Origin of the sequence: Cellulosimicrobium composti (assembly GCF_009711085.1) — a bacterium.
Taxonomy (GTDB): domain Bacteria; phylum Actinomycetota; class Actinomycetes; order Actinomycetales; family Cellulomonadaceae; genus Cellulosimicrobium; species Cellulosimicrobium composti.
The window spans coordinates 14,056-33,738 of record NZ_WMKA01000032.1; the positions used below are offsets into that span (position 1 = coordinate 14,056).

Here is a 19,683-nt window from a genome sequence, read left to right on the forward strand (position 1 = left end):
ACGTCTGCCCGGAGAGGGCTCGCATGGTCATCCAGCCGAGCAGGGCGCCTATCAGAGCGACCCATCCGACCATGAACGCGACCTCGCGACGGCTGCGAGCCATGCCGTCGAGCGTGACACAGGGCGTCGCACCTTGCCCCAGAAGCGTGAAACGGATGGGCCACCCCAGGGCCAGCATCCTCGCCCGCTCGCGCCAGACCTCGGTTGTGTGCACGCTCGGACGAGGTAGTCGACCAACGACGGGGGCGCCCATGCGGGAGGTGATCGCGCAGGAACAGCCGCGCTCACGCTGGTACTGGATCGGCCCCGTCTGCGGGTTCGCCGGGCTCGCCGGTGCGACTCACAGCCTGGCGGGCGGACGCACTGCGATGGTGCTCTTCATCGGGTTCTTCGCGGTGCTGCTCACTCTCATGCTCGTCGAGTTGTTCGCGCCAGTCGACCGGAGGCAGGTCATCGCGACTGACGAACGGCTCTTCGTCGGACGCTGGTGGCGGGTCGTGTCGATCGCGCGGCAGGACGTTCGAGCGGTTCGCGGCGACGTGCCTAATCGCCCGACGTGGTCCGACAGGGTCATCGTCGAGCATGTCGGCGGCGAACTGACGCTGGGCCGGTACGAGCAGCCGCCCGCGGTCGTGATCCAACGGTTGCAGGAATGGGCCGGGGTCGGTGAACGCCCCAACGGCCCAGCGTGATTGATCGACTCCAGACTTGGGAGACGTGCCCTAGGCATCTTCGATCGGCTCGGCCGGAGCGCAACCGAGTTCGACTGACTCAAGACTGAGATGCGGTGAGCTGCGAGCACCAGCGCCGATGACCTCCGACGTGTGGAGAGACCGAACGCTACCCAGCGGCGATCTCTGCGGCCTTAGCCGTCGAGCCGTCGCCACGAACAGTTCAGTTGGCGAGACCCAGTCCAGGACCCTGCGCGGTCGCTCGTTGAGAAGCTTCTGGATCCGCTCGAGCTCGTGGTCGGTCGTCTCGGCGAGGTTGGTGCGTCGTGGGAGGTACTGGCGTAGGAGGCGGTTGGTGTTCTCGTTGGTGCCGCGCTGCCACGGGCTGCGGGGGTCGCAGAAGTAGACCGGGGCGTCGATGAGCGCGCTGAGGAAGGCGTGGTCGGCCATCTCGCGTCCGCGGTCCCAGGTCAGGGACTTGCACATGCCGGGTGGCACGTTGAACAGCGCGCGGGCGACGGCGATGCTGACGTCCTTGGCCTTGATCCCGTCCGGCAGCGGAACGATCTTCAGGTAGCGGGTTGTGCGCTCGACGAGGGTCGCGACCGCGCTCGGTCGCTTGCCCATCACGAGGTCACCCTCCCAGTGGCCGGGCTCGAGCCGGTCCGTCACGGTGGCGGGGCGGTGATGGATCGAGACCATGTCGCGCAGGTGCCCGCGACCGTGCGAACGCTTCACGAGCCGGGATCGGCGCATCGTGCGACCAGACCGCAGCCGCCGGTGGGTGGCCTTCGGGAGGTTCCGCGACGCCGGCAGATAGACGGCGCGGTAGATCGTCTCGTGCGAGACCCACATGCCGGGCTCGTCGGGATGTTCGCGGCGCAGCCACGCCGCGATCTGCTGCGGGGACCAGTCCAGCTCGAGCCGCGAGAGCACTATCGCCCGCAGCCGCTCGTCGATCGCGAGACGCGGCGCCCGTGGCCGCCTGGCTTCGACGCGGGCGCGCTCGTCGGCGACCGTAGCGCGGTAGGCGGCGCGGCCGCCGTTGCGGGCGATCTCGCGCGAGATCGTCGACGCTGAACGGCCCAGCCCTTCGGCGACCCTCCGGGCAGAGAGACCAGCGGCGATCCCGCGCGAGATCTCTTCCCGCTCACCTGGGCTCAGGTGCCGCGGCGACCGTCTCGGCAGCACGGGTCGCACCCCGCCGTGACGGAGCAGGTACCGGCGCACGTGATGCTCCTGGAGGCCGGCGCGATCGGCGATCCGCCGTAGCGAATCGCCCTCGCCCCATGCTTGCCACACGACCTCCTGCACCGCTGCAGGCAGCGACGTCACGACACCCATCCCGACCTCCACGACCACGCATCATCCACCCTCGTGGTGCGTTGGTGGGTTGAGACCGCCAGGTGGCAAGTACCCCGTGTGCGCACCGGCGAGCACGCATCGTGGGCGGTTGCTACGTCAACCCATCCACAGGCGCGTACGCCTGCTACTCAGAAGGCAACGATGGAGATCGGGATTGGCATTGCCCTCGGACTGCTCCTTGGCGCGCTCGCCGGCACGCTGCAACCGCGCAAGCTCTCCTACTGGCAGACCCTGCTCTTCACTCTGCCGGGAGTGATCGTCGCGCTCGCGCTCTACTGGGCATTCGATGATGATCGGTATGCCTACGCGATCGCGTTCGCGGTGACGTTCGTCGCCGCAGCCGCCGCAGCGTACGCGGTAGCCCGGTCGCGTCAGAGGACCCGCCCAGACACGCGGTCCTGAGCTGACCCGCGACGAAGCGATGTGACCACGGCTCCGTCGCGTGGGCCTCTAGATCGCGCGGACAACGTCCCAACAGACTGTCGACTCCCTACAAGGTTGTCGGACACCGCAGAACCGACCGATTTTGAGGCGCACCAGAACCGGGTTCTGGAAGTTTCGAAACATCGTTCCTGTGCGTCGAATCAGCGCGCCCGCGCTGCGTCTGACTCAGGTCTTCAGCGGAGAGCCTGGAACGCGTCGTCGAGCAGCTCGGAGAGCGTGCGGGCCCGTTCCAGGGCCACCCACTCGCCGAACGCGGCGTCGAGACAGGCGAATGCCGCGTGGATCAGCGCGTGGGCGCGTAGCCGCCGAGTGGCTGCCAGGCCGCCGATCCGTTTGAGGACCTCCGGTTCGAACATCTGCCCCCAGGCCAGGTGCTTCTCCAGGTGGCGCGCCCGCAGCGAGGGCGAGCTCATCACGACCCGCATGGTGAGCATTCCGCGGTCGTTCTCGGCGTCGTCGACGAGCCGTTGCAGGGCTGCGCGCAGAGAGTCCCACGGCTGCTCGTCGGCCGGGCGGGCGGCGAGGTCGTCGGTGACCAGGCGCCCGTAGGGCATGGGGTCGCCGACGACGGCGTCCTCCTTGCTGGTGAAGTACCGGAAGAAGCTGCGGGGCGAGATGCCGACGGCCCTGGCGACGTCGTCCACGGTCGTCGCGTCGAACCCGTGCTCGTCGAACAGCCGAAGCGCGCTCTCGGCCACCTGGTCGCGCACCGCGTCCCGGGCCGCACCCCGCAGGTCCAGGCGCGGGGATCGCGTGGCTTCACTCATGTGTCCGAGCATACTGCGCCGCTTGTGGCAGTGGCTGCCACAACAGGCATACTGTGACGACAAGCGCTCGAGAGAGGACACGACATGCAGCAGCGCACACTCGGACGGCAGGGCCTGGCAGTCGGGCAGATCGGTTACGGCTCGATGGGGACCGCCATCGGCTATGGCCCGTCGGACGACCAGGAGTCGATCGCGGCCATCCGGCGGGCCCATGACCTCGGCGTCACCCACTTCGACACCGCCCGCATGTACGGCTGGGGCGAGGGCGAGAAGCTCCTCGGCACCGCGATCGCACCGTTCCGCGACGAGATCACCATCGCGACGAAGTTCGGCATCGAGACCGACACGACCGGCGCTTTCCTTCCCGACTCGCGGCCGGAGCACATCCGCAAGGTCGTCGATGACAGCCTGCGCAACCTCGGCGTCGACTCGATCGACCTGCTCTACCAGCACCTGCACGACCCTGACGTCCCCGTCGAAGAGGTCGTCGGGGTCATGCAGGAGTTCGTCGACGCCGGCAAGGTGAAGTACCTCGGCCTGTCCAACACCACGCCCGAGAACGTGCGCCGCGCGCACGCCGTGCACCCGATCACCGCCCTGCAGACGGAGTACTCGATCTTTGAACGCGGGGCCGAGGCGTTCTTCCCGGTTCTCGAAGAGCTCGGGATCGGCCTGGTCTCCTACTCACCCCTTGCCCGCGGCTTCCTCAGCGGCGTGGTCAAGCCCCGCGACCAGCACGCGGCCGACGACTTCCGCCAGTTCATCCCCTGGTGGGCGCCCGAGAACTTCGACGCCAACGTCGAGATCACCCACCGGCTCACCGAGCTCGCAGAGTCCAAGGGCGCCTCGCTGTCCCAACTGGCGCTCGCCTGGCTGCTCGCCCGCAAGGACTACATCGTGCCCATCCCCGGCTCGCGCAACCCCGACCGCGTCGCGCAGAACATCGCCGCGGCCGAGCTCGACCTCACCGCCGACGACCTCGCACGCATCGACCAGATCGCCCCGAACGGCGGCATCACCGGACCGACCGCCTGAGCGAGAGGCGGCCCGGCCCCAGCTACCCCGCATGGCGGCCCGGGGTCGTCCACGGTGGTGGTGCTTGTAGATCCACGACAAGCACCACCACCGTGTCAGAACTGACCGTTTGTCGGGCGTCCGAAAAGAGGGTTCTGCGACGTACGGCAAACGGTGGGTTCTGCGCACGGCCGCTCCGTAGGGGCGCGGCGCACAGGGACGCGGCGTGCTCGCGAGCCGCGCTGACGGCGTGCTGCGGCAACCCAGCGCGTTGATCGTCAGCGACCGGTTATTATCGCCCTGTGTCGATCATAGAACCTGAGGTGTGTGCCGCGACCACGGCCGATGTTGAGCCAGCGGTCGCGTTGTTTCGGTCGTTGGGTGACCCGGCGCGGTTGGCGATCGTGCGCCGGCTCGCGGTCGGGGAGGCGCGCGTCGCGGAGCTGACGGCTGATCTGGGGTTGGCGCAGTCGACGGTGTCCTCGCACGTGGCGTGCTTGAAGGACTGCGGCCTGGTGGCCGGGCGCATGGAGGGCCGGCGGGTGTTCTACTCGCTGGCCCGCCCGGAGCTGCTGGACATGCTCGCGGCCGCGGAGACGTTGCTCGCGGCGACGGGCAGCGCGGTCGCGCTGTGCCCGACGTACGGCGTGGACGGGCAGGTGTCGGCGTGCTGAGCACGATCGCGGCCGCAGTCGGGTTGTTCGTCGCGACCAACCTCGACGACATCGTGGTCCTGACGGTGTTGTTCGCGGTCGCTGCCCGGGGGACCTCGCGCCTGCGCGGATGGCAGATCGTGGCCGGTCAGTACCTCGGGCTGGTGACATTGATCGCGGTCAGCTTCCTCGCGGCCCTGGGGCTGACGATCGTGCCGGACGAGTGGGTGGGGCTGCTGGGTCTGATCCCGCTGGCGATCGGTGTCATGGCCCTGGTGCGCACCCTGCGGGGGCAAGACGACGATGACGAGGCCGAGTCCGCGCTCAAGGCCGTGGGGCTGTTCGGCGTCGCGGGCATCACGATCGCCAACGGTGGGGACAACATCGCGATCTACACCCCGGTGTTCCGCACCATCTCGACCACGGACGCCGTGGTCACGATCGTGGTGTTCCTCGTCCTGCTCGCGCTGTGGTGCCTGCTCGCGCGCGCGATCGGCACGAACGAGAAGGTGACCGAAGGGCTGGAGAAGGTCGAGCACTGGCTCGTGCCGGTGGTGTTCATCGGCCTCGGCGTGTTCATCCTCATCGAGTCCGGCACCCTGGCCCACATCGCCTCGCTGCTGTGAGCGCGGCAGCAACGGCGCCGGCGAGAGATGATGGACCGGTGAAGGTTGAGCTCCTGGTCGTCGACGCGTGTCCGAATGAGGCACCCGCCCGGGACGTGCTGCGCCGGGTCCTGGACCGGGTCGGGGTGAACGTGCCGATCGCGACCGTGGTCATCGCGGACGACGACCAGGCCCAGAGGTATGGCTTCCACGGGTCGCCGTCGTTCCACGTCGACGGGCAGGACGTGTTCCCCGTGCCCGGGGCTCGTCCTGGTGTGGCGTGCCGCGTCTATCCCACGAGCGCAGGTTTGCGCGGTGTTCCTGACGACGAGGCGCTTGCCGCGGCTGTCGCGGCCCGGGCCGCGCGCTGACTGAGCTCGACCGACCTACGGTGTCGGTGCGGGTTCGCGCGAGGCTGTCGGGTGGTGTGGGCGGTGTCGTCGCATCGCCCAGATCGTGAGCGGTGTCCCGATCGCCGCGGGCAGGAACCAGAACGACCAGGCGGGCAGCCGTTCCCACACCGGCAGGTGTGGTCCGTTGTCGACGTAGAACGCGGTCAGCATCGCGATGTACGCCAGACCCATCCACGCGATGTGCGCACCGTCGCTGCCGCCACGGCGCCGGTTGCGCCAGCCAAGCAGCACGGCGGCCAGGGCGACACCTCCGAGCACGGCCAGATGGACCGTGGCGGGCCAGCGGATCACCACCATGACGACCATCGACCCGAAGAGGGCGACGATCCCGCCGAGGAAGACTCGCCCTGCCGCGACGTGCCACCGCCCGCCCTTGCGCGCGAGCATCGCGACCAACCCCGCAAGGACCGACGTCACCCCCGCGGCGACGTGCACCAGCAGCGCAAGGTCGAACACCGGGCCCGCCTGCCAGAACGTGACGAACGGGTACCAGCGCACGTCGCCCAGGACGTCGGGCCCGCGCGGCTCGCGCAGCCAGTCGGGCTCCGACCACAGGGTCTCGGGACCCCACCACGTGACGCCGTCGGACGCGTGCTGGAGGTAGACGACGCGCGGCTCGTCCCACCGGGGCCCGGGACCCCACAGGTCGGCGACGCCGGGCGCGACCGGGTCGCCCCAGCGGACCTGGCGGCCGTCGTCCAGCACGGGGGCGTACTCGAGCGACCCGGGGTCGCGCGCGTCGGTGAGCCCGCGCCACAGGGGGGTGAAGCCGGGGGTCCCGGTGAACAGCGCGCCGTCGGAGCGGGCCTCGACGTCCTGCACGCCGCTGAACGCACCCTGCATGCCGAACGACCCGAGCGAGATGCCGAACGCGAGCAGGCGCGGGCGGTCGTCCTCGGGCAGCTCCGACCACCGGTCGTAGACGGCCTCGAACAGCGCCTTGCCCGCCGCGGGTGGCGTCGTGCGGTCTCCGACGAAGCTGATCCAGCTCGGCAGGTACGAGTACTGCATGCTCGCGATCGCCGTGTCGCCGCCGTGCATGAGCTCGACCGCCTCGACCATGCCGGGATCGACCCAGCCGGTGCCGGTGGTCGTCGCGACGACGAGGACGGACCGGTCCCACGCGTCGGTGCGGTCGAGCTCGTCGACGACGCGCGCGGCCGTCGCGTCGAGGTCGCCGTCGGGGTCGAGGCCCGCGTACGCGTGGATCGGCTCGCGCACGTCCGCGGGGTCGACGACGTCGCCCACCTGGGCGAACGCGCGCAGCTCGTCGAGGGTCGGCCCGGACACGACGAACTTCCGGCCCTCGGCGCCGAGCGACTCCCACGTCTCGGGCGACGCGGCCGAGCCGGACCGCTCGGGCTGCTGCGGCGGGGACAGCCGCGGGTCCATCTCGGCGTTCGCCGCGACGTAGATCGCGTTCAGCGCGTTCATCGCGCCCGACCAGACGACGCCGTTGAGCACGAGCACGACGACCACGGCGACGAGCACGCCGCTCACGAACCGCGCGAGCGGCGCGGGCACGACGTGCCCGACCAGCCGGGCCACCCAGCGCGCGACCCGGCGCAGCCCGCGCGCGGTCTGGAGCACGAGCAGGGCGACGGCCACGGCGACGGCCAGCGTGACGACCTCGCGGCCGGGGACGTCCTCGGACATGCCGAACAGGTGCCGCAGCTCGATCTGGCGCCGCGCCCCGAGCACGAGCGACAGCGGGACGAGCACGGCCGTCGCCCCGGCGAGCACCCACCACGCGACCCGGCTCGCGCGGGCCGTCCACCGGACCCGCAGACCGACCTTCACGGCGAACCACTCGACGAACGCGCCGACCGCGTACCCGCCGACGGCGCTCACGCCCGAGATCACGGCCTGGTAGTACCAGGCGCGCGGGATGAGCGACGGCGTGAGCGACAGGCAGAACCACAGCAGCGCGAGCACGAGCCCCGTGGCGGAGAACCGCCGCACCCACCGCCCCCACACGCCGTGCCGCGGGCGCTCGTCGTCGACGGGCTCGGAGGCTCGGGTCTCCGTCACGGTGGGCTGCATCTCGCGATCGTAGGTGGGTCCTCCCGAACCGTCCCGTCGAACGTCCGGGGCGCCGCCGGCCCACCCCGTCGCGGACGAGCCCTAGGCCTCCAGCAGCAGCGCCTCTCCCTGCCCGCCGCCCCCGCACAGCCCGACCGCGACGCGCCCGCCGCCGCGACGGGCGAGCTCGTGCGCGGCGTGGACGGCGAGGCGGGCGCCGGAGGCGCCGATGGGGTGGCCGAGCGAGATGCCGCCGCCGTGGACGTTGACGACGTCGGGCGAGACGCCGAGCACGCGCGTGGACACGGCGACGACGGTCGCGAAGGCTTCGTTGATCTCGACGAGGTCGAGGTCGTCGACCGTCCACCCGGCCCGGTCGAGGGCCTGGCGGATCGCACGTGCGGGCTGGGAGTGCAGCGACGTGTCCGGGCCGGCGACCTGGCCCCACGTGCGGACGGTCGCGAGCACGGGGGCGCCCGCGGACTCGGCGCGGGCGCGCGTGGTGAGCACGAGCGCGGCGGCGCCGTCGGAGATCTGCGACGCGTTGCCCGCGGTGATGGTGCCCTCGGGGTCGAACGCCGGACGCAGGCGCGCGAGGCCCTCGACGGTCGTGTCGGGGCGCACGCCCTCGTCGTCGCGGACCTCGTCGGGCTCGCCGCGGCGCTGCGGGACGCTCACGGGCGCGAGCTCGGCGTCGAACAGCCCGTCCTTCCACGCGGCGGCGGCGCGCTGGTGGGACGCGGCCGCGACGGCGTCCTGCTCCTCGCGCGAGACGAATACGTCGCCGACGTTGGTGCGCTCCGTCGAGACCCCCATGGAGGCGCGGTCGAACGCGTCGGTGAGCCCGTCGCTCGCGACGGCGTCGACGAGCGTCACGTCGCCGAACGTGAACCCGGCGCGCGAGCCGGGCAGGAGGTGCGGCGCGTTCGTCATGGACTCCTGGCCGCCGACGAGCACGACCTCGGCCTCACCGGAGCGGATCATGCGCGTGCCGTCGATGACGGCGGTGAGCCCGGACAGGCACACCTTGTTCACCGTCACGGCGGGCACGTCCCAGCCGACGCCGGCGCCCGCGGCGGTCTGTCGCGCGGGGTTCTGCCCGGCCCCGGCCTGGAGCACCTGGCCGAGCACGACCGCGTCGACGGCGTCCGCGCCGAGGCCGGAGCGCTCGATCGCGGCGCGCGCGGCGACGGCGCCGAGCTCGACGGCGGTCAGCGCGGCGAGCGAGCCCTTGAGCCGCCCCTGGGGCGTGCGGGCGGCGGCGACGACCACGACGTCGTCGGGGCGTGCGGGGGAGACGGGGGTGGTGCTCACGGCTGGACCTCCAGGGGTGCGGACGGCTCTGTCTGCGCGGGCGCCGGGGGTGTGGCGTCCGCTCGTGCGGTGGTCGTGCGGGCGACGGCGTCGTCCACGAGCCCGAGCAGGAGATCGAGGAACACGTCCGGCTCCTCGAGGTGGGGGCTGTGCCCGACGCCGGGCCGCACCTCCTCACGGTACCTGCCGCCCGCGGCGGCGTAGGCGTCGAGGACGGCGCGGGTCTGGGCGACCATCGGCTGCGGCGGGTGCGTCTCGTCGCCCGGCCACCCGGGGACGGCGCCGAGCGCGCCGAGCTGCGCGAGGTCGAACAGCGACGTGTCGGAGACGATCGCGTCGGCGTCGCCGCGCACCCACAGCACGGGCGCCGTCGCGCCGGACGTCGCGAACCCCGAGAGGTCGCAGTACTTCGCGCTGATCGCGTTGTTCATGCCGCGCGTGCCGGGCGCGACGCCGGGCCACGTGTCCGACGTCGTCCGGTCGCCCGGGTAGTTGTCGTCGCCGGTGCGGGTGGACAGGACGGAGTCGAGCAGCAGCTCTTCCAGGGCACCCAGCGGCTCGCCGAGCGAGGCCGGGTCGGCGACGTAGAACCGGCGCAGCACGTCGCGCGGCGACCCGGGGTCCTCGCTCCGGTCGCCCGCGGCGAGCGCCGCGACGAACGCCGGGTTGGCGGTCCCGCCGCCGGATCCCGCGACGTCGGGGGACAGCGGCGTGCCGTCGACGTCGCGCGTGCCGCCGAACCCGTACGGCGACATGGGCGCTTCGAGCAGGATCGCGTCGAACAGGTCGGGCCGGTCGGTCGCGAGCTGGAGCACGACGCCCGCCCCGGCGGAGTGCGCGACGGCGACGAGCGGGCGCGCGAGGTCGAGCGCGTCGAGCACGGCCGCGACGTCGTCGGCGAAGTCCCGCACGCCGCGCGTCGCGTCGACGGGCCGCACCTCGGCGTCGCCGTACCCGCGCAGGTCGACAGCGACGCCGCGCACGTCGGCGGGCAGCGCGCGCAGCAGCGGGTCGAAGAACGCCGACGACGAGCAGTTGCCGTGCACGAGGAGCACGGTCGCGCGCGCCGCGCCGTCGGGGGCGACCTCGCGCACGTGCTCGCGCCCGCGCGACGTCGTCACGTCGTGGCGCAGGACGTCGCGCGTCACGACGGCGTCCCGGCGGCTCGCGTGGACGGGCGGGCGTCGGCCACGTCGAGCGGCGCGTCGTCGAGCGCGACGGTGAGGTCGGGCTCGGTCGCGGCGCGCACGTCGTCGACGCTCACGCCGGGCGCGGTCTCGCGCAGCACGAGGCCGTCGGGCGTCACGTCGATCACCGCGAGGTCGGTGATGATCCGGTGCACGACCCCGCGTCCGGTGAGGGGCAGCGAGCACGAGCGCAGGATCTTGGGCGACCCGTCGCGCGCGACGTGCTCCATGAGGACGATCACGCGGCCCGCCCCGTGCACGAGGTCCATCGCGCCGCCGGGGCCCTTGACCATCTTGCCGGGGATCATCCAGTTGGCGAGGTCGCCCGTCTCGGAGACCTGCATGCCGCCGAGGATGGCGGCGTCGATCTTGCCGCCGCGGATCATGCCGAAGCTCAGCGCGGAGTCGAAGAACGCGGCGCCCGGCAGGACGGTGACGGTCTCCTTGCCGGCGTTGATGAGGTCGGGGTCCACGGCGTCCTCGGTCGGGTACGGCCCGACGCCGAGGATCCCGTTCTCCGACTGGAGCACGAGGTGCTTGTCCGCGGGCACGTAGTTGGGCACGAGCGTCGGCAGGCCGATGCCGAGGTTGACGTACCAGCCGTCCTGGAGCTCGCGTGCGGCGCGGGCGGCCATCTCGTCGCGGGTGAGCGCCATGTCTCAGCCCTCCTTCGTGCTGGTCGCGGTGCCCGACGACGCGGGCGCGGGCTGGTCGGTCGCGGCGGCGGGGCGCACGGTGCGGCGCTCGATGCGCTTGGGCGCGTCGGGGCCGACCTCGACGACGCGGTGCACGAACACGCCGGGCAGGTGCACCTCGTCGGGGTCGATCTCGCCGGGCTCGACGAGCTCCTCGACCTGCGCGACGCACACGCGGCCCGCCATCGCGGCGAGGGGCGAGAAGTTGCGGGCCGAGCGGTGGAACACGAGGTTGCCGTGCCGGTCGCCGCGCAGCGCGTGCACGAGCGCGAAGTCCGTCGTGATGGCGTCCTCGAGCACGAACTCGGCCTCCTCCGCGTAGGACCCGTCGCGGCCGCGCGGCCCGACGCCGAACGTGCGCACCTCCTTGGGCGCGCTCGCCTGCGCGACGCCGCCCGCGCCGTCGTACCGCTGGGGCAGGCCGCCCTCGGCGACCTGCGTGCCGACGCCCGTGCGGGTCCAGAACCCGGCGATGCCCGCGCCGCCGGCGCGCAGCTTCTCGGCGAGCGTGCCCTGGGGCGTGAGCTCGAGCTCGAGCTCGCCCGAGAGGAACTGGCGCTCGAACTCCTTGTTCTCCCCGACGTACGAGCTCGTCATCCTCCGGATGCGCCCCGCGCCCAGCAGGACCCCGAGACCCCAGTCGTCGACGCCGCAGTTGTTGCTCACCACCCACAGGTCGCGCGTGCCCTGGGCGAGCAGCGCCTCGATGAGGGCGATCGGGTTGCCGCACAGGCCGAACCCGCCGACGGCGAGCGACGCGCCGTCGGGCACGTCCGCCACCGCCTCGGCCGCGGACGCGACCACCTTGTCCAGCCCGGTCCCTCGTGGGGACGCGATCGTGGGGCTCATGCCGTGACCTCCTCGTCACTCGCGGGTCCCGGTGCGCCGCTCGTGACGGCGTCCAGGGCTCGCAGGGTCTCGCCCGCGACGGCCTCGACGCCGGGCGGGCTCATGATGATCGTGTAGTGATTGATACCCGCTACGTCGCGGGTGCGCAGCCCCGGCAGCCGCTCGCGCCACGCGGCGAGGTGCTCGGGGGAGTAGAGCGCCTCGGGCTCGTCGAGCAGGCCGCGCGGCGCGCGCAGCAGGACGAGCGGCACGTCGAGCGGGTGCTCGCCCGTGAGCGCCTCGGCGAGCGGGCCGCCCTCGTAGAGCTCGAGCGAGTCGGCGGACACCGCCGCCGCGGACGACGCCGGGCGCAGGGCCGGGGCCTCGCCGACGAGGTCGTAGTCGACGTAGCCCGCGACGACGTCGCCCCACGGCTCGTCCCACGCGCTCGCGAACGCGGGGTGCGCGCGCCAGAACGCGCGGTACTCCTCGCGGTCGGCGAACGTGCGCGCGAGGCGCTCGACCGCGGGGCCGAGCAGCGCGCGCAGCACCTCGTCGTGCGTCGCGTCGGGCGCGAGCCCGGTGGGCGGCGGGAGCGGGACGCCGCCGTCGACGAGCACGAGCCGCGCCACGCGGCCCGGGTGGCGGTGCGCGAGCACGACGGACACGAACGCGCCCATCGAGTGCCCGAGCGCGACGACGCTCTCGATCCCCAGCGCGTCGAGCACCGCCGCGAGGTCGTCGGCGTGCGCGCCCATGCCGTACGGGCCGGGCAGCGCGTTGCTCCGCCCGCGGCCGCGCAGGTCGGGTGCGACGACGCGCACGCCCGGCAGCGCCGCGACGACGGCCGGCCACGCGCGGTGCGACGCCGTGATGCCGTGCACGGCCAGGACGGTGGGGACGGCACCCGGCGCCGGGCGTGCGCCGCCGGGCCGGGCGGCCGGCTCGGGGGCGTGCGGGCCGACCGGGTCCCACACGCCGACGCGCAGCCTCCCGCCCGCGACGGGCACGTCGAGCGTCGCGTACGTGTGGGTCGCGGCGGTGACGTCGCGCGCGGTCGCCGTCGTGCCCGCGCTCACCGCGCGCTCCAGCCGCCGTCGATCGTCCACGACGCCCCGGAGACCATCGACGCGTCCGGGCCGGTGAGCCAGCCGACGAGCGACGCGACCTCCTCGGGCTCGACGAGCCGCTTGACCGCGGACTCGGCGAGGAGCACGGTCGCGAGCACCTCCGACTCGGGGATGCCGTGCACGCGCGCCTGGTCCGCGATCTGCTTCTCGACCAGGGGCGTGCGCACGTACCCGGGGTTGACGCACACGCTCGTCACGCCGTGCGGGCCGCCCTCGAGCGCCGTCACCTTGGACAGGCCCTCCAGCCCGTGCTTCGCGGACACGTACGCCGACTTGAACGGGGACGCGACGAGCCCGTGCACCGACGAGACGTTGACGACGCGACCGAAGCCCCGCGCGTACATGCCCGGCAGCGCGGCGCGCACGAGCAGGAACGGCGCCTCGAGCATGATCGCGTGCAGCAGGCGGAAGTCGTCGGGCCGGAACTCCTCGATGGGGCTCACGCGCTGCACGCCCGCGTTGTTGACGAGCACGTCCACGTCGAGCGTGAGGTCGTCGAGCGCGCGCGTGTCGGCGAGGTCGACGACCCACGCCTCGCCGCCGAGCTCGTCGGCGAGGCGCTTCGCGCCGTCCGGGTCGACGTCGGCGACCGTGACGTGCGCGCCGCGCGCGGCGAGCTCGCGCGCGCACGCGGCGCCGATGCCGCTCGCGCCGCCCGTGACGAGCGCGCGGCGCCCGGCGAGGGTGGGGGTGGGGGCGGTCATCGCTCGTCTCCTTCGGTCGGGGACGCGGGCACGGGCCCGGTCCGGGGCGCGGCGAGCGCGCGCTCGATGAACTGCATGGTCTGCTCGAAGACGTGGGGCGGGACCTCGGCGGCCGCGGTGTCGTACGACGGCGGCTCGGCGCCCTCGTCCCACCGCCCGCCCCACAGGACCCAGCGCATGCCGACGATCTCGCCGATGCCCATGAGCGCCCACGCGGCGACCTCCGGGTCGACGTCGGGACCCACCTCGCCGTTCGCGCGCGCCTTGTCGAGCCCCGTCATGTACCCCTCGACGATGCGCGAGTAGTGGCGGCGCAGCGCGCCGGGCGAGACGAACTCGGCCTGGCGCACGATCCGGTACAGCGCCGGGTGCTCGGCGGTGAAGCGGAAGAACGCCTCGAAGCCCGCGCGCTCGGCGTCCAGGCGCGTCGTGGCCTGCGAGCTCGCCTCGATCATCGCGTGCCGCACGCGCCGGTTGAGGTCGTCGACGAGCTCGTCGAACACGTCGATCTTCGACTCGAAGTACAGGTAGAACGTGCCCTGGCCGACGCCCGCGGACTCCGTGATCTTCACGATCGACGCCTCGTGGTACCCGACCTCGGCGAACACCTGCTCGGCAGCGGCGAGGATCTTCGCGCGCGTGCGGTTGCCGCGGGCGGTGCGGGGCTGGGTGCTCATGAGTCCTCCGGGACGGTCACGCGCTCGACGAGCGAGCGGCGCGACACCTTGTGCAGCGACGTGCGGGGCAGGGACGGGACGAGGTCGAAGCGGCGCGGGACCTTGAAGTGCGCGAGCTCGCGGCGGCAGAACGCCTCGAGGTCCTCGGCGTCGGTGGGGAAGCCCGGGCGCGGCACGACGAACGCCGCGCCGACCTCGCCCCACCGGTCGTCGGGGACGCCCACGACCGCGACGTCCGCGACGACCGGGTGGCGGCGCAGCACGGCCTCGACCTCCGACGGCGTGACGTTCTCGCCGCCGACGATGAACACGTCCTTGAGACGGTCGACCACGCGGTAGTAGCCGTCCGCGTCGCGCTCGACGAGGTCGCCCGTGCGCAGCCAGCCGTCGTGCAGGACGGCAGCCGTCGCGGCCGCGTCGCGGAAGTACCCGGCGAACACGCCCGGCCCGCGGACCAGGAGCTCGCCCGCCGCGGGACCGTCGAGGTGCCGCCCCGTCACGGGGTCGGCGACCGCGACCTCGACGTGCGGGTACGGCGTGCCGGCCGACCCGATGCGCTCGCGTGCCTGGTCGTCGGGCAGGCACAGCACGTTGGGGCCCGCCTCGGTGAGCCCGTACCCCTGCGAGAGGGCGACGCCGCGCCGGTGCCACGTGCGCAGCAGCGGCTCGGGCATCGGCGCGCCCCCGACCACCGCGTGCCGCAGCGACGACAGGTCGGCGTCCGCGAAGCCGGGGTGCTCGGCGAGGAGCAGGTAGTTCGTCGGGACGCCCATCATCGTCGTCACGCGGCGCTCCGCGACGAGCTGGAGCACGCGCTCGGGCTCGAACGTGCGCTCCAGGACGACCGTCGCGCCGGTCCACCACGCGAGCAGGGGCTGGATGTTCCAGCCGCCCGCGTGGAACTGCGGCAGCACGCTCAGCACGACGTCGTGGCTCGTGAGCTCGACGGTGCGCGAGAGGGACAGGTTGGTCCAGAAGCAGTTGGCGTGCGTGAGCAGCGCGCCCTTGGCCGCGCCCTGCGTGCCGGACGTGAACACGAGCAGCAGCGGGTCGTCGTCGCGCACGGGCCGGCGCTCGGGCACGGGCGCCGTCCCCGTCCCCGTCCCCGTCCCCGTGACCGCCGTGCCGGCGGTGCCGTGCGTGACCCGCGGCCGACGCGAGGGCGGCGGCACGTGCGCCTCGACGCCGCTGCGCCCGAGCTCGGTCCGCCGGGGCGGCAGCACGAGGCGGTCCAGCGCCGCGTCGGCGAGCGCCGAGAACTCCTGCTCGACGAGGACGAGCGCCGGGTCGGCCTGCTCGAGCTGCGCCGCGAGCTCCCCGGGCGACAGGCGCCAGGACAGCGGCGCGAGCACGAGCCCGGCCTGCGCGCACGCGAAGAACAGCACGACCTGGTCGGCGCTGTTGCCCGTCACCGTGGCCACGCGGTCGCCGACGCCGTACCCCGCGTCCCGGAACGCCGCCGCCAGGGCGCTCGCGCGCTCGTGCAGGTCGCGGTAGCGCAGGGTCACGCCGCGGTCGTCGACCGCGACGCGCTCGGGCGTCGCGAGCGCGCGGTCGCGCGTCCAGCGCCCGAGCGTGTGCAGGCCGTCGTGCGCGCCGGTGAGGTGCGTCGTCGTCATGCCACCTCCTCGAGGCGCTCGCGGGCTCCCTCCCGATCCTCCCGCGGGCGGCGGCGCGCGGCGAGGCGCGACGCGGCGCCCGCGATGCCCCCGGGCAGGAACATCACGACGAGGACGAACAGGGTCCCGAGCAGGAACAGCGGCTCGCTGAGCGGCACGCGGAGCACCGCGGGCAGGTCCGCGACGGCCGCGGAGCTCGCGAGCGTCCCGAGCCGCTGGTCGAGGATCGTGTAGAGCACGCCGCCGACGATCGCGCCCCACCGGGACCCGACGCCGCCGAGCACGACCATGACGAGCAGCGTGAGCGTGAAGTCGGCCGACGTCGCGCGCGGCACGGCCCCGGACTGGAGCAGGAGGTACGCCATGCCGACGACCGTCGCGAGGGTCGCGGCGAGGACGAACACGAGGAGCTTGACGAGGTACGGGCGCCCGCCGATCACGCGCACGCGGACCTCGTTCTCGCGCGTCGCCGCGGCGACGTGGCCGGCGCGCGAGCGCTCGACCCACAGCACGACGAGGTAGACGACGACGAGCACGCCGAGCGCGAGCCAGTAGAGGTTGCGCGTGTTGAGCACGCCCACGAGCGCGTCGGGGACGTTCGCAGTCGCGAGCGCGAGTCCCTCCTCGCCGCCCGTGGCGCCGCCGGGGTTGCGGCGCACGAGCACGTTGCCCGCCTGCGCGAACGCGAGCGTGACCATCGCGAACGAGATCCCCGTGACCCGCAGCGAGATCGCGCCGACGACGTGCGCGAGCACGATCCCGCCGACGAGCACGAGCGCCGCAGCGGGCAGCAGCGGGATCTCGGTCGTGTCGAGCACGATCGCGAGCCCGTAGACGCCTGCCGCGAAGTAGAGCGCGTGGCCGAAGCTCAGCAGCCCCGCGACGCCGAACAGCAGGTGGTAGCTCAGCGCGAGCGCGCCGATGAGCCAGCACAGCGCCATCATCTGCAGCGCCCCGGGCGTGTACGTGGGGCCGGGCAGGACGCCCGGCACGTGGATCGCGAGCAGGGGGAGGCACGCGAGGAGCACGACGAGCGCGAGGCCGGCGACCGTGCGGACGATCGTGCCCGACGGCGCCCGGCGGACGGTGCGCTCGGCGCGCGGCGCGTCGTCGGCCGGGGTGGCCGGGGCCGGGGGAGCGGTCTGGGTGGTCATGCGGCTGCCCTCCCGAGGAGGCCGGTGGGACGGACGAGGAGCACGAGCGCGAGCAGGAGCACGACGATGAGGTCGCCGTAGCCGAGGTAGTAGTTCGCGAACTGCTGCAGGACCGCGACGAGCACGGACGCCACGGCCGCGCCGGTCAGCGAGCCGAGCCCGCCGATGACGGTGACGATGAACGCGAAGATGAGGAGCGACCCGCCGAGGTGCGGCGAGACGTACCCGAAGTACTGCGACGCGAGCACGCCGCCGAGGCCCGCGGCGGCGCCGCCGACGGCGAACACGAGCGTGAACGCCTTGCGCACGTCGATGCCGAGCGCGGTGACCATCGACCGGTTCTCGACGCCCGCGCGGATGATGAGCCCGTAGCGCGTGCGCCGGAGGAACAGCACGATCGCGCCGAGCACGAGCGCGGCCGCCGCGATCGCGACGAACCGGTCGTTGGGCACGGGCGCGCCCGCGAGGTCGGTCGTGCCCTTGAGCCACGCGGGCCCGGAGATGAACTCCGGGTCGGAGCCCCACATGCCCTCGAACAGCGCGACGGACGCGAGCGAGAGGCCGACGGTGACGAGCACCTGCTCGATGTGCCGCTCGTACAGCGGGCGGATGAGCAGGAGCTCGGTGAGCGCGGCCGCGGCCGCGCCGACCACCGCCCCGGCGAGCAGCGAGAGCGCGAAGACGCCCCACGAGTCCGCGCCGAGCGTGCGCGCGACGAACCAGCCGCCGAACGCGCCGAGCGTGAGGAACGAGCCGTGCGCGAAGTTCAGCACGCCCATGAGCCCGTAGATGAGCGACAGCCCGGACGCGACGAGGAAGTACAGCGCCCCGAGGCCGAGCCCCGTGACGAGGAGGAGGACGATCGTGCTCACCGGGACACCGCCCCTTCGGCCGTTCGGTGGTCGACCTCGGCGTGCACGCCGAGCAGCTGCTGGACGCGGTCCTGGTCGTCGAGGAGCGCGCGCGCAGGGCCGGTGTGCACGACGCGGCCCGCGTCGACGACGACGACGCGCTCCGCGAGCCGCTCGACGACCTCGAGGTTCTGCTCGACGAGCAGGATCGGGACCGTGCGCGCCGCCTCCGCGAGCGCGTCGGCCACCTCGCCGACGATGCGCGGCGCGAGGCCCTTGGTGGGCTCGTCGACGAGGAGGAGCCGGTTGGCGTTGAGCAGGGCGCGCGCGAGCGACACCATCTGCTGCTGCCCGCCCGAGAGCGTGCCGGCCCTCTGCGCCGCGCGCTGCACGAGGTCCGGGAACAGCTCCGCGACGAGCTCGCGCCGCGGGTGGGCGTCGCGCTCCGCGAGCCGCAGGTTCTCCGCGACCGTGAGCCCGGCGAACACCTCCCGGTCCTCGGGCACGTACCCGACGCCGCGGCGCACGATCCGGTCCGTGCGCTCGCCGTCGACGCGCTCGCCCGCGAGCAGCACCTCGCCGCGGCGCTCGATCAGGCCGAGCACGGCCTTGAGCGTCGACGTCTTGCCGACGCCGTTGCGCCCCAGGACGGCCGTGACGCCGGTGGCCGGGACCGAGAAGGTGACGTCCTCGACGACCTGCTGACCCGCGATGCGCGCGGACAGCCCGCGCACGTCGAGGACGGGCACGTCGGGCGTCGCCCCGGTGCGGTCGGTGTCGTTCCTCCCGGCGCTCATGCCGCCTCTCCTGCCGTGATGCCGAGGTACGCGCTCTGCACCGTCGGGTCCGCCATGACCGCGTCGGGGGTGTCGCACGCGAGCAGCTCGCCGTGGTGCATGACGGCGACGCGGTCGGCGAGCCCCAGCACGACGTGCATGTGGTGCTCGACCATGAGGACCGTGCACCCCGTGGCGTGCAGGTCCCGGATGACCTCGACGAGGCCCGGGACGTCGGCCGACGACACGCCCGCCATGGGCTCGTCGAGCAGCACGACGCTCGGTTCCGTCGCGAGGAGCACCGCGATCTCGAGCTTGCGCTTGTCCCCGTGGGACAGGTCGCCCGCGGCGGCCTCCGCGCGGTGCGTGAGGCCCACGGTCTCCAGGTGCCGGTCGGCCTCCCGCGTCGCGGCGTCGCCGCGACGCGGGAAGCGCAGCACGGACAGGGCGCCGCCGAGGCGGCCCTGCGCGGCGAGCCGCACGTTCTCCCGGACGCTCAGGCGCGGGAACAGGCTCGACGTCTGGAAGGTGCGGCCGAGTCCGGCGCGGGCGCGCGCGGCCACCGAGGTAGTCGTGACGTCCGCGCCCTCGAGGAGCACCGACCCGCTCGTCGGGCGGTGGATCCCCGAGACCAGGTTGAAGAGCGTCGTCTTGCCCGCGCCGTTGGGACCGATCACCCCGAGCATCTCGCCCCGCCCGACGGCGAGGCTCACGCCCTGGAGGATGCGCGCCCCGCCGATCTGCAGGCCGAGGTCGCGGACCTCGAGCGCGGGGGTGGTGTGCGGCTCGCCCAC

21 protein-coding genes are annotated in these 19,683 nt (G+C 73.3%); 6 read left to right on the forward strand and 15 right to left on the reverse strand.

Going from position 1 to position 19,683, the window contains the following annotated elements:
- The first annotated feature begins 251 nt into the window (after positions 1-251).
- Complete coding sequence (locus GJV82_RS13130) at positions 252-692, forward strand: hypothetical protein (RefSeq protein ID WP_155099545.1); 441 nt, start codon at positions 252-254, stop codon at positions 690-692.
- A 30-nt stretch (positions 693-722) separates the two neighbouring features.
- On the opposite strand, the gene GJV82_RS13135 is transcribed toward GJV82_RS13130, so the two are convergent.
- Positions 723-2,015, reverse strand: a complete 1,293-nt coding sequence (locus GJV82_RS13135; RefSeq protein WP_225873335.1) for an IS30 family transposase — start codon at positions 2,013-2,015, stop codon at positions 723-725.
- 162 nt (positions 2,016-2,177) lie between these two features.
- Between GJV82_RS13135 and GJV82_RS13140 the strand changes: the two genes are divergently transcribed.
- The gene (locus GJV82_RS13140) at positions 2,178-2,438 is read left to right on the forward strand and encodes a hypothetical protein (protein ID WP_155099546.1); all 261 of its coding nucleotides are present in this window, start codon (positions 2,178-2,180) and stop codon (positions 2,436-2,438) included.
- 215 nt (positions 2,439-2,653) lie between these two features.
- Here GJV82_RS13140 and GJV82_RS13145 read toward each other — a convergent pair whose 3' ends face one another.
- Positions 2,654-3,328: a TetR family transcriptional regulator gene (locus tag GJV82_RS13145; protein WP_318657616.1), complete on the reverse strand. Its 675-nt coding sequence runs from the start codon at positions 3,326-3,328 to the stop codon at positions 2,654-2,656.
- A 3-nt stretch (positions 3,329-3,331) separates the two neighbouring features.
- Between GJV82_RS13145 and GJV82_RS13150 the strand changes: the two genes are divergently transcribed.
- The 4 genes from GJV82_RS13150 to GJV82_RS13165 all read left to right on the forward strand — a co-directional run bounded on the left by GJV82_RS13150 (position 3,332) and on the right by GJV82_RS13165 (position 5,890).
- Positions 3,332-4,282, forward strand: a complete 951-nt coding sequence (locus GJV82_RS13150) for an aldo/keto reductase (RefSeq protein ID WP_155099547.1) — start codon at positions 3,332-3,334, stop codon at positions 4,280-4,282.
- A gap of 287 nt (positions 4,283-4,569) precedes the next feature.
- Positions 4,570-4,935 (forward strand): ArsR/SmtB family transcription factor, encoded by a 366-nt coding sequence (locus GJV82_RS13155; protein WP_085951391.1) that lies wholly within the window; start codon positions 4,570-4,572, stop codon positions 4,933-4,935.
- Positions 4,929-5,540 (forward strand): cadmium resistance transporter, encoded by a 612-nt coding sequence (locus GJV82_RS13160; protein ID WP_318657617.1) that lies wholly within the window; start codon positions 4,929-4,931, stop codon positions 5,538-5,540. Before GJV82_RS13155 ends, GJV82_RS13160 begins: the two co-directional genes overlap by 7 nt.
- Before the next feature lie 38 nt (positions 5,541-5,578).
- Entirely contained in the window at positions 5,579-5,890 is a 312-nt protein-coding gene (locus tag GJV82_RS13165) for a DF family (seleno)protein (RefSeq protein ID WP_024841848.1), read from the forward strand.
- Between the two features lie 15 nt (positions 5,891-5,905).
- Here the strand turns inward: GJV82_RS13165 and GJV82_RS13170 are convergent, their stop codons facing one another.
- From GJV82_RS13170 to GJV82_RS13230, 13 genes are all read right to left on the reverse strand, one after another.
- Positions 5,906-7,975, reverse strand: a complete 2,070-nt coding sequence (locus GJV82_RS13170) for an alpha/beta-hydrolase family protein (protein ID WP_155099548.1) — start codon at positions 7,973-7,975, stop codon at positions 5,906-5,908.
- 81 nt (positions 7,976-8,056) lie between these two features.
- Positions 8,057-9,268, reverse strand: coding sequence for an acetyl-CoA C-acetyltransferase (locus GJV82_RS13175; RefSeq protein ID WP_318657618.1), 1,212 nt, complete (start codon positions 9,266-9,268; stop codon positions 8,057-8,059).
- Positions 9,265-10,416, reverse strand: coding sequence for an alpha/beta fold hydrolase (locus tag GJV82_RS13180; RefSeq protein ID WP_318657619.1), 1,152 nt, complete (start codon positions 10,414-10,416; stop codon positions 9,265-9,267). The genes GJV82_RS13175 and GJV82_RS13180 overlap by 4 nt, the downstream gene beginning before the upstream one ends.
- Entirely contained in the window at positions 10,413-11,111 is a 699-nt protein-coding gene (locus GJV82_RS13185; RefSeq protein WP_155099549.1) for a CoA transferase subunit B, read from the reverse strand. The genes GJV82_RS13180 and GJV82_RS13185 overlap by 4 nt, the downstream gene beginning before the upstream one ends.
- 3 nt (positions 11,112-11,114) lie before the next feature.
- Entirely contained in the window at positions 11,115-11,999 is an 885-nt protein-coding gene (locus tag GJV82_RS13190) for a CoA transferase subunit A (protein ID WP_115942224.1), read from the reverse strand.
- Positions 11,996-13,087, reverse strand: a complete 1,092-nt coding sequence (locus tag GJV82_RS13195) for an alpha/beta fold hydrolase (protein WP_318657620.1) — start codon at positions 13,085-13,087, stop codon at positions 11,996-11,998. Before GJV82_RS13195 ends, GJV82_RS13190 begins: the two co-directional genes overlap by 4 nt.
- Complete coding sequence (locus GJV82_RS13200) at positions 13,054-13,812, reverse strand: 3-hydroxybutyrate dehydrogenase (RefSeq protein ID WP_024841076.1); 759 nt, start codon at positions 13,810-13,812, stop codon at positions 13,054-13,056. The genes GJV82_RS13195 and GJV82_RS13200 overlap by 34 nt, the downstream gene beginning before the upstream one ends.
- The gene (locus GJV82_RS13205; protein WP_115942225.1) at positions 13,809-14,489 is read right to left on the reverse strand and encodes a TetR/AcrR family transcriptional regulator; all 681 of its coding nucleotides are present in this window, start codon (positions 14,487-14,489) and stop codon (positions 13,809-13,811) included. The genes GJV82_RS13200 and GJV82_RS13205 overlap by 4 nt, the downstream gene beginning before the upstream one ends.
- Positions 14,486-16,108 (reverse strand): class I adenylate-forming enzyme family protein, encoded by a 1,623-nt coding sequence (locus GJV82_RS13210; protein ID WP_155099550.1) that lies wholly within the window; start codon positions 16,106-16,108, stop codon positions 14,486-14,488. The genes GJV82_RS13205 and GJV82_RS13210 overlap by 4 nt, the downstream gene beginning before the upstream one ends.
- A complete protein-coding gene (locus tag GJV82_RS13215; RefSeq protein WP_155099551.1) occupies positions 16,105-17,262 on the reverse strand; it encodes a branched-chain amino acid ABC transporter permease in 1,158 nt (385 codons plus the stop codon). The genes GJV82_RS13210 and GJV82_RS13215 overlap by 4 nt, the downstream gene beginning before the upstream one ends.
- Positions 17,259-18,134 (reverse strand): branched-chain amino acid ABC transporter permease, encoded by an 876-nt coding sequence (locus tag GJV82_RS13220; RefSeq protein WP_024841080.1) that lies wholly within the window; start codon positions 18,132-18,134, stop codon positions 17,259-17,261. The genes GJV82_RS13215 and GJV82_RS13220 overlap by 4 nt, the downstream gene beginning before the upstream one ends.
- Positions 18,131-18,910 (reverse strand): ABC transporter ATP-binding protein, encoded by a 780-nt coding sequence (locus tag GJV82_RS13225; protein ID WP_155099552.1) that lies wholly within the window; start codon positions 18,908-18,910, stop codon positions 18,131-18,133. Before GJV82_RS13225 ends, GJV82_RS13220 begins: the two co-directional genes overlap by 4 nt.
- Entirely contained in the window at positions 18,907-19,683 is a 777-nt protein-coding gene (locus GJV82_RS13230; protein ID WP_318657621.1) for an ABC transporter ATP-binding protein, read from the reverse strand. The genes GJV82_RS13225 and GJV82_RS13230 overlap by 4 nt, the downstream gene beginning before the upstream one ends.

Excerpts from the sequence above, each read along its gene's own strand:
- GJV82_RS13185 (WP_155099549.1), bottom strand. The coding sequence starts at position 11,111 with ATGGCGCTCACCCGCGACGAGATGGCCGCCCGCGCCGCACGCGAGCTC.
- GJV82_RS13225 (WP_155099552.1), bottom strand. The coding sequence starts at position 18,910 with ATGAGCGCCGGGAGGAACGACACCGACCGCACCGGGGCGACGCCCGAC.
- GJV82_RS13140 (WP_155099546.1), top strand. The coding sequence starts at position 2,178 with ATGGAGATCGGGATTGGCATTGCCCTCGGACTGCTCCTTGGCGCGCTC.
- GJV82_RS13150 (WP_155099547.1), top strand. The coding sequence starts at position 3,332 with ATGCAGCAGCGCACACTCGGACGGCAGGGCCTGGCAGTCGGGCAGATC.
- GJV82_RS13210 (WP_155099550.1), bottom strand. The coding sequence starts at position 16,108 with ATGACGACGACGCACCTCACCGGCGCGCACGACGGCCTGCACACGCTC.
- GJV82_RS13190 (WP_115942224.1), bottom strand. The coding sequence starts at position 11,999 with ATGAGCCCCACGATCGCGTCCCCACGAGGGACCGGGCTGGACAAGGTG.
- GJV82_RS13205 (WP_115942225.1), bottom strand. The coding sequence starts at position 14,489 with ATGAGCACCCAGCCCCGCACCGCCCGCGGCAACCGCACGCGCGCGAAG.
- GJV82_RS13200 (WP_024841076.1), bottom strand. The coding sequence starts at position 13,812 with ATGACCGCCCCCACCCCCACCCTCGCCGGGCGCCGCGCGCTCGTCACG.
- GJV82_RS13170 (WP_155099548.1), bottom strand. The coding sequence starts at position 7,975 with ATGCAGCCCACCGTGACGGAGACCCGAGCCTCCGAGCCCGTCGACGAC.
- GJV82_RS13215 (WP_155099551.1), bottom strand. The coding sequence starts at position 17,262 with ATGACCACCCAGACCGCTCCCCCGGCCCCGGCCACCCCGGCCGACGAC.
- GJV82_RS13130 (WP_155099545.1), top strand. The coding sequence starts at position 252 with ATGCGGGAGGTGATCGCGCAGGAACAGCCGCGCTCACGCTGGTACTGG.
- GJV82_RS13135 (WP_225873335.1), bottom strand. The coding sequence starts at position 2,015 with ATGGGTGTCGTGACGTCGCTGCCTGCAGCGGTGCAGGAGGTCGTGTGG.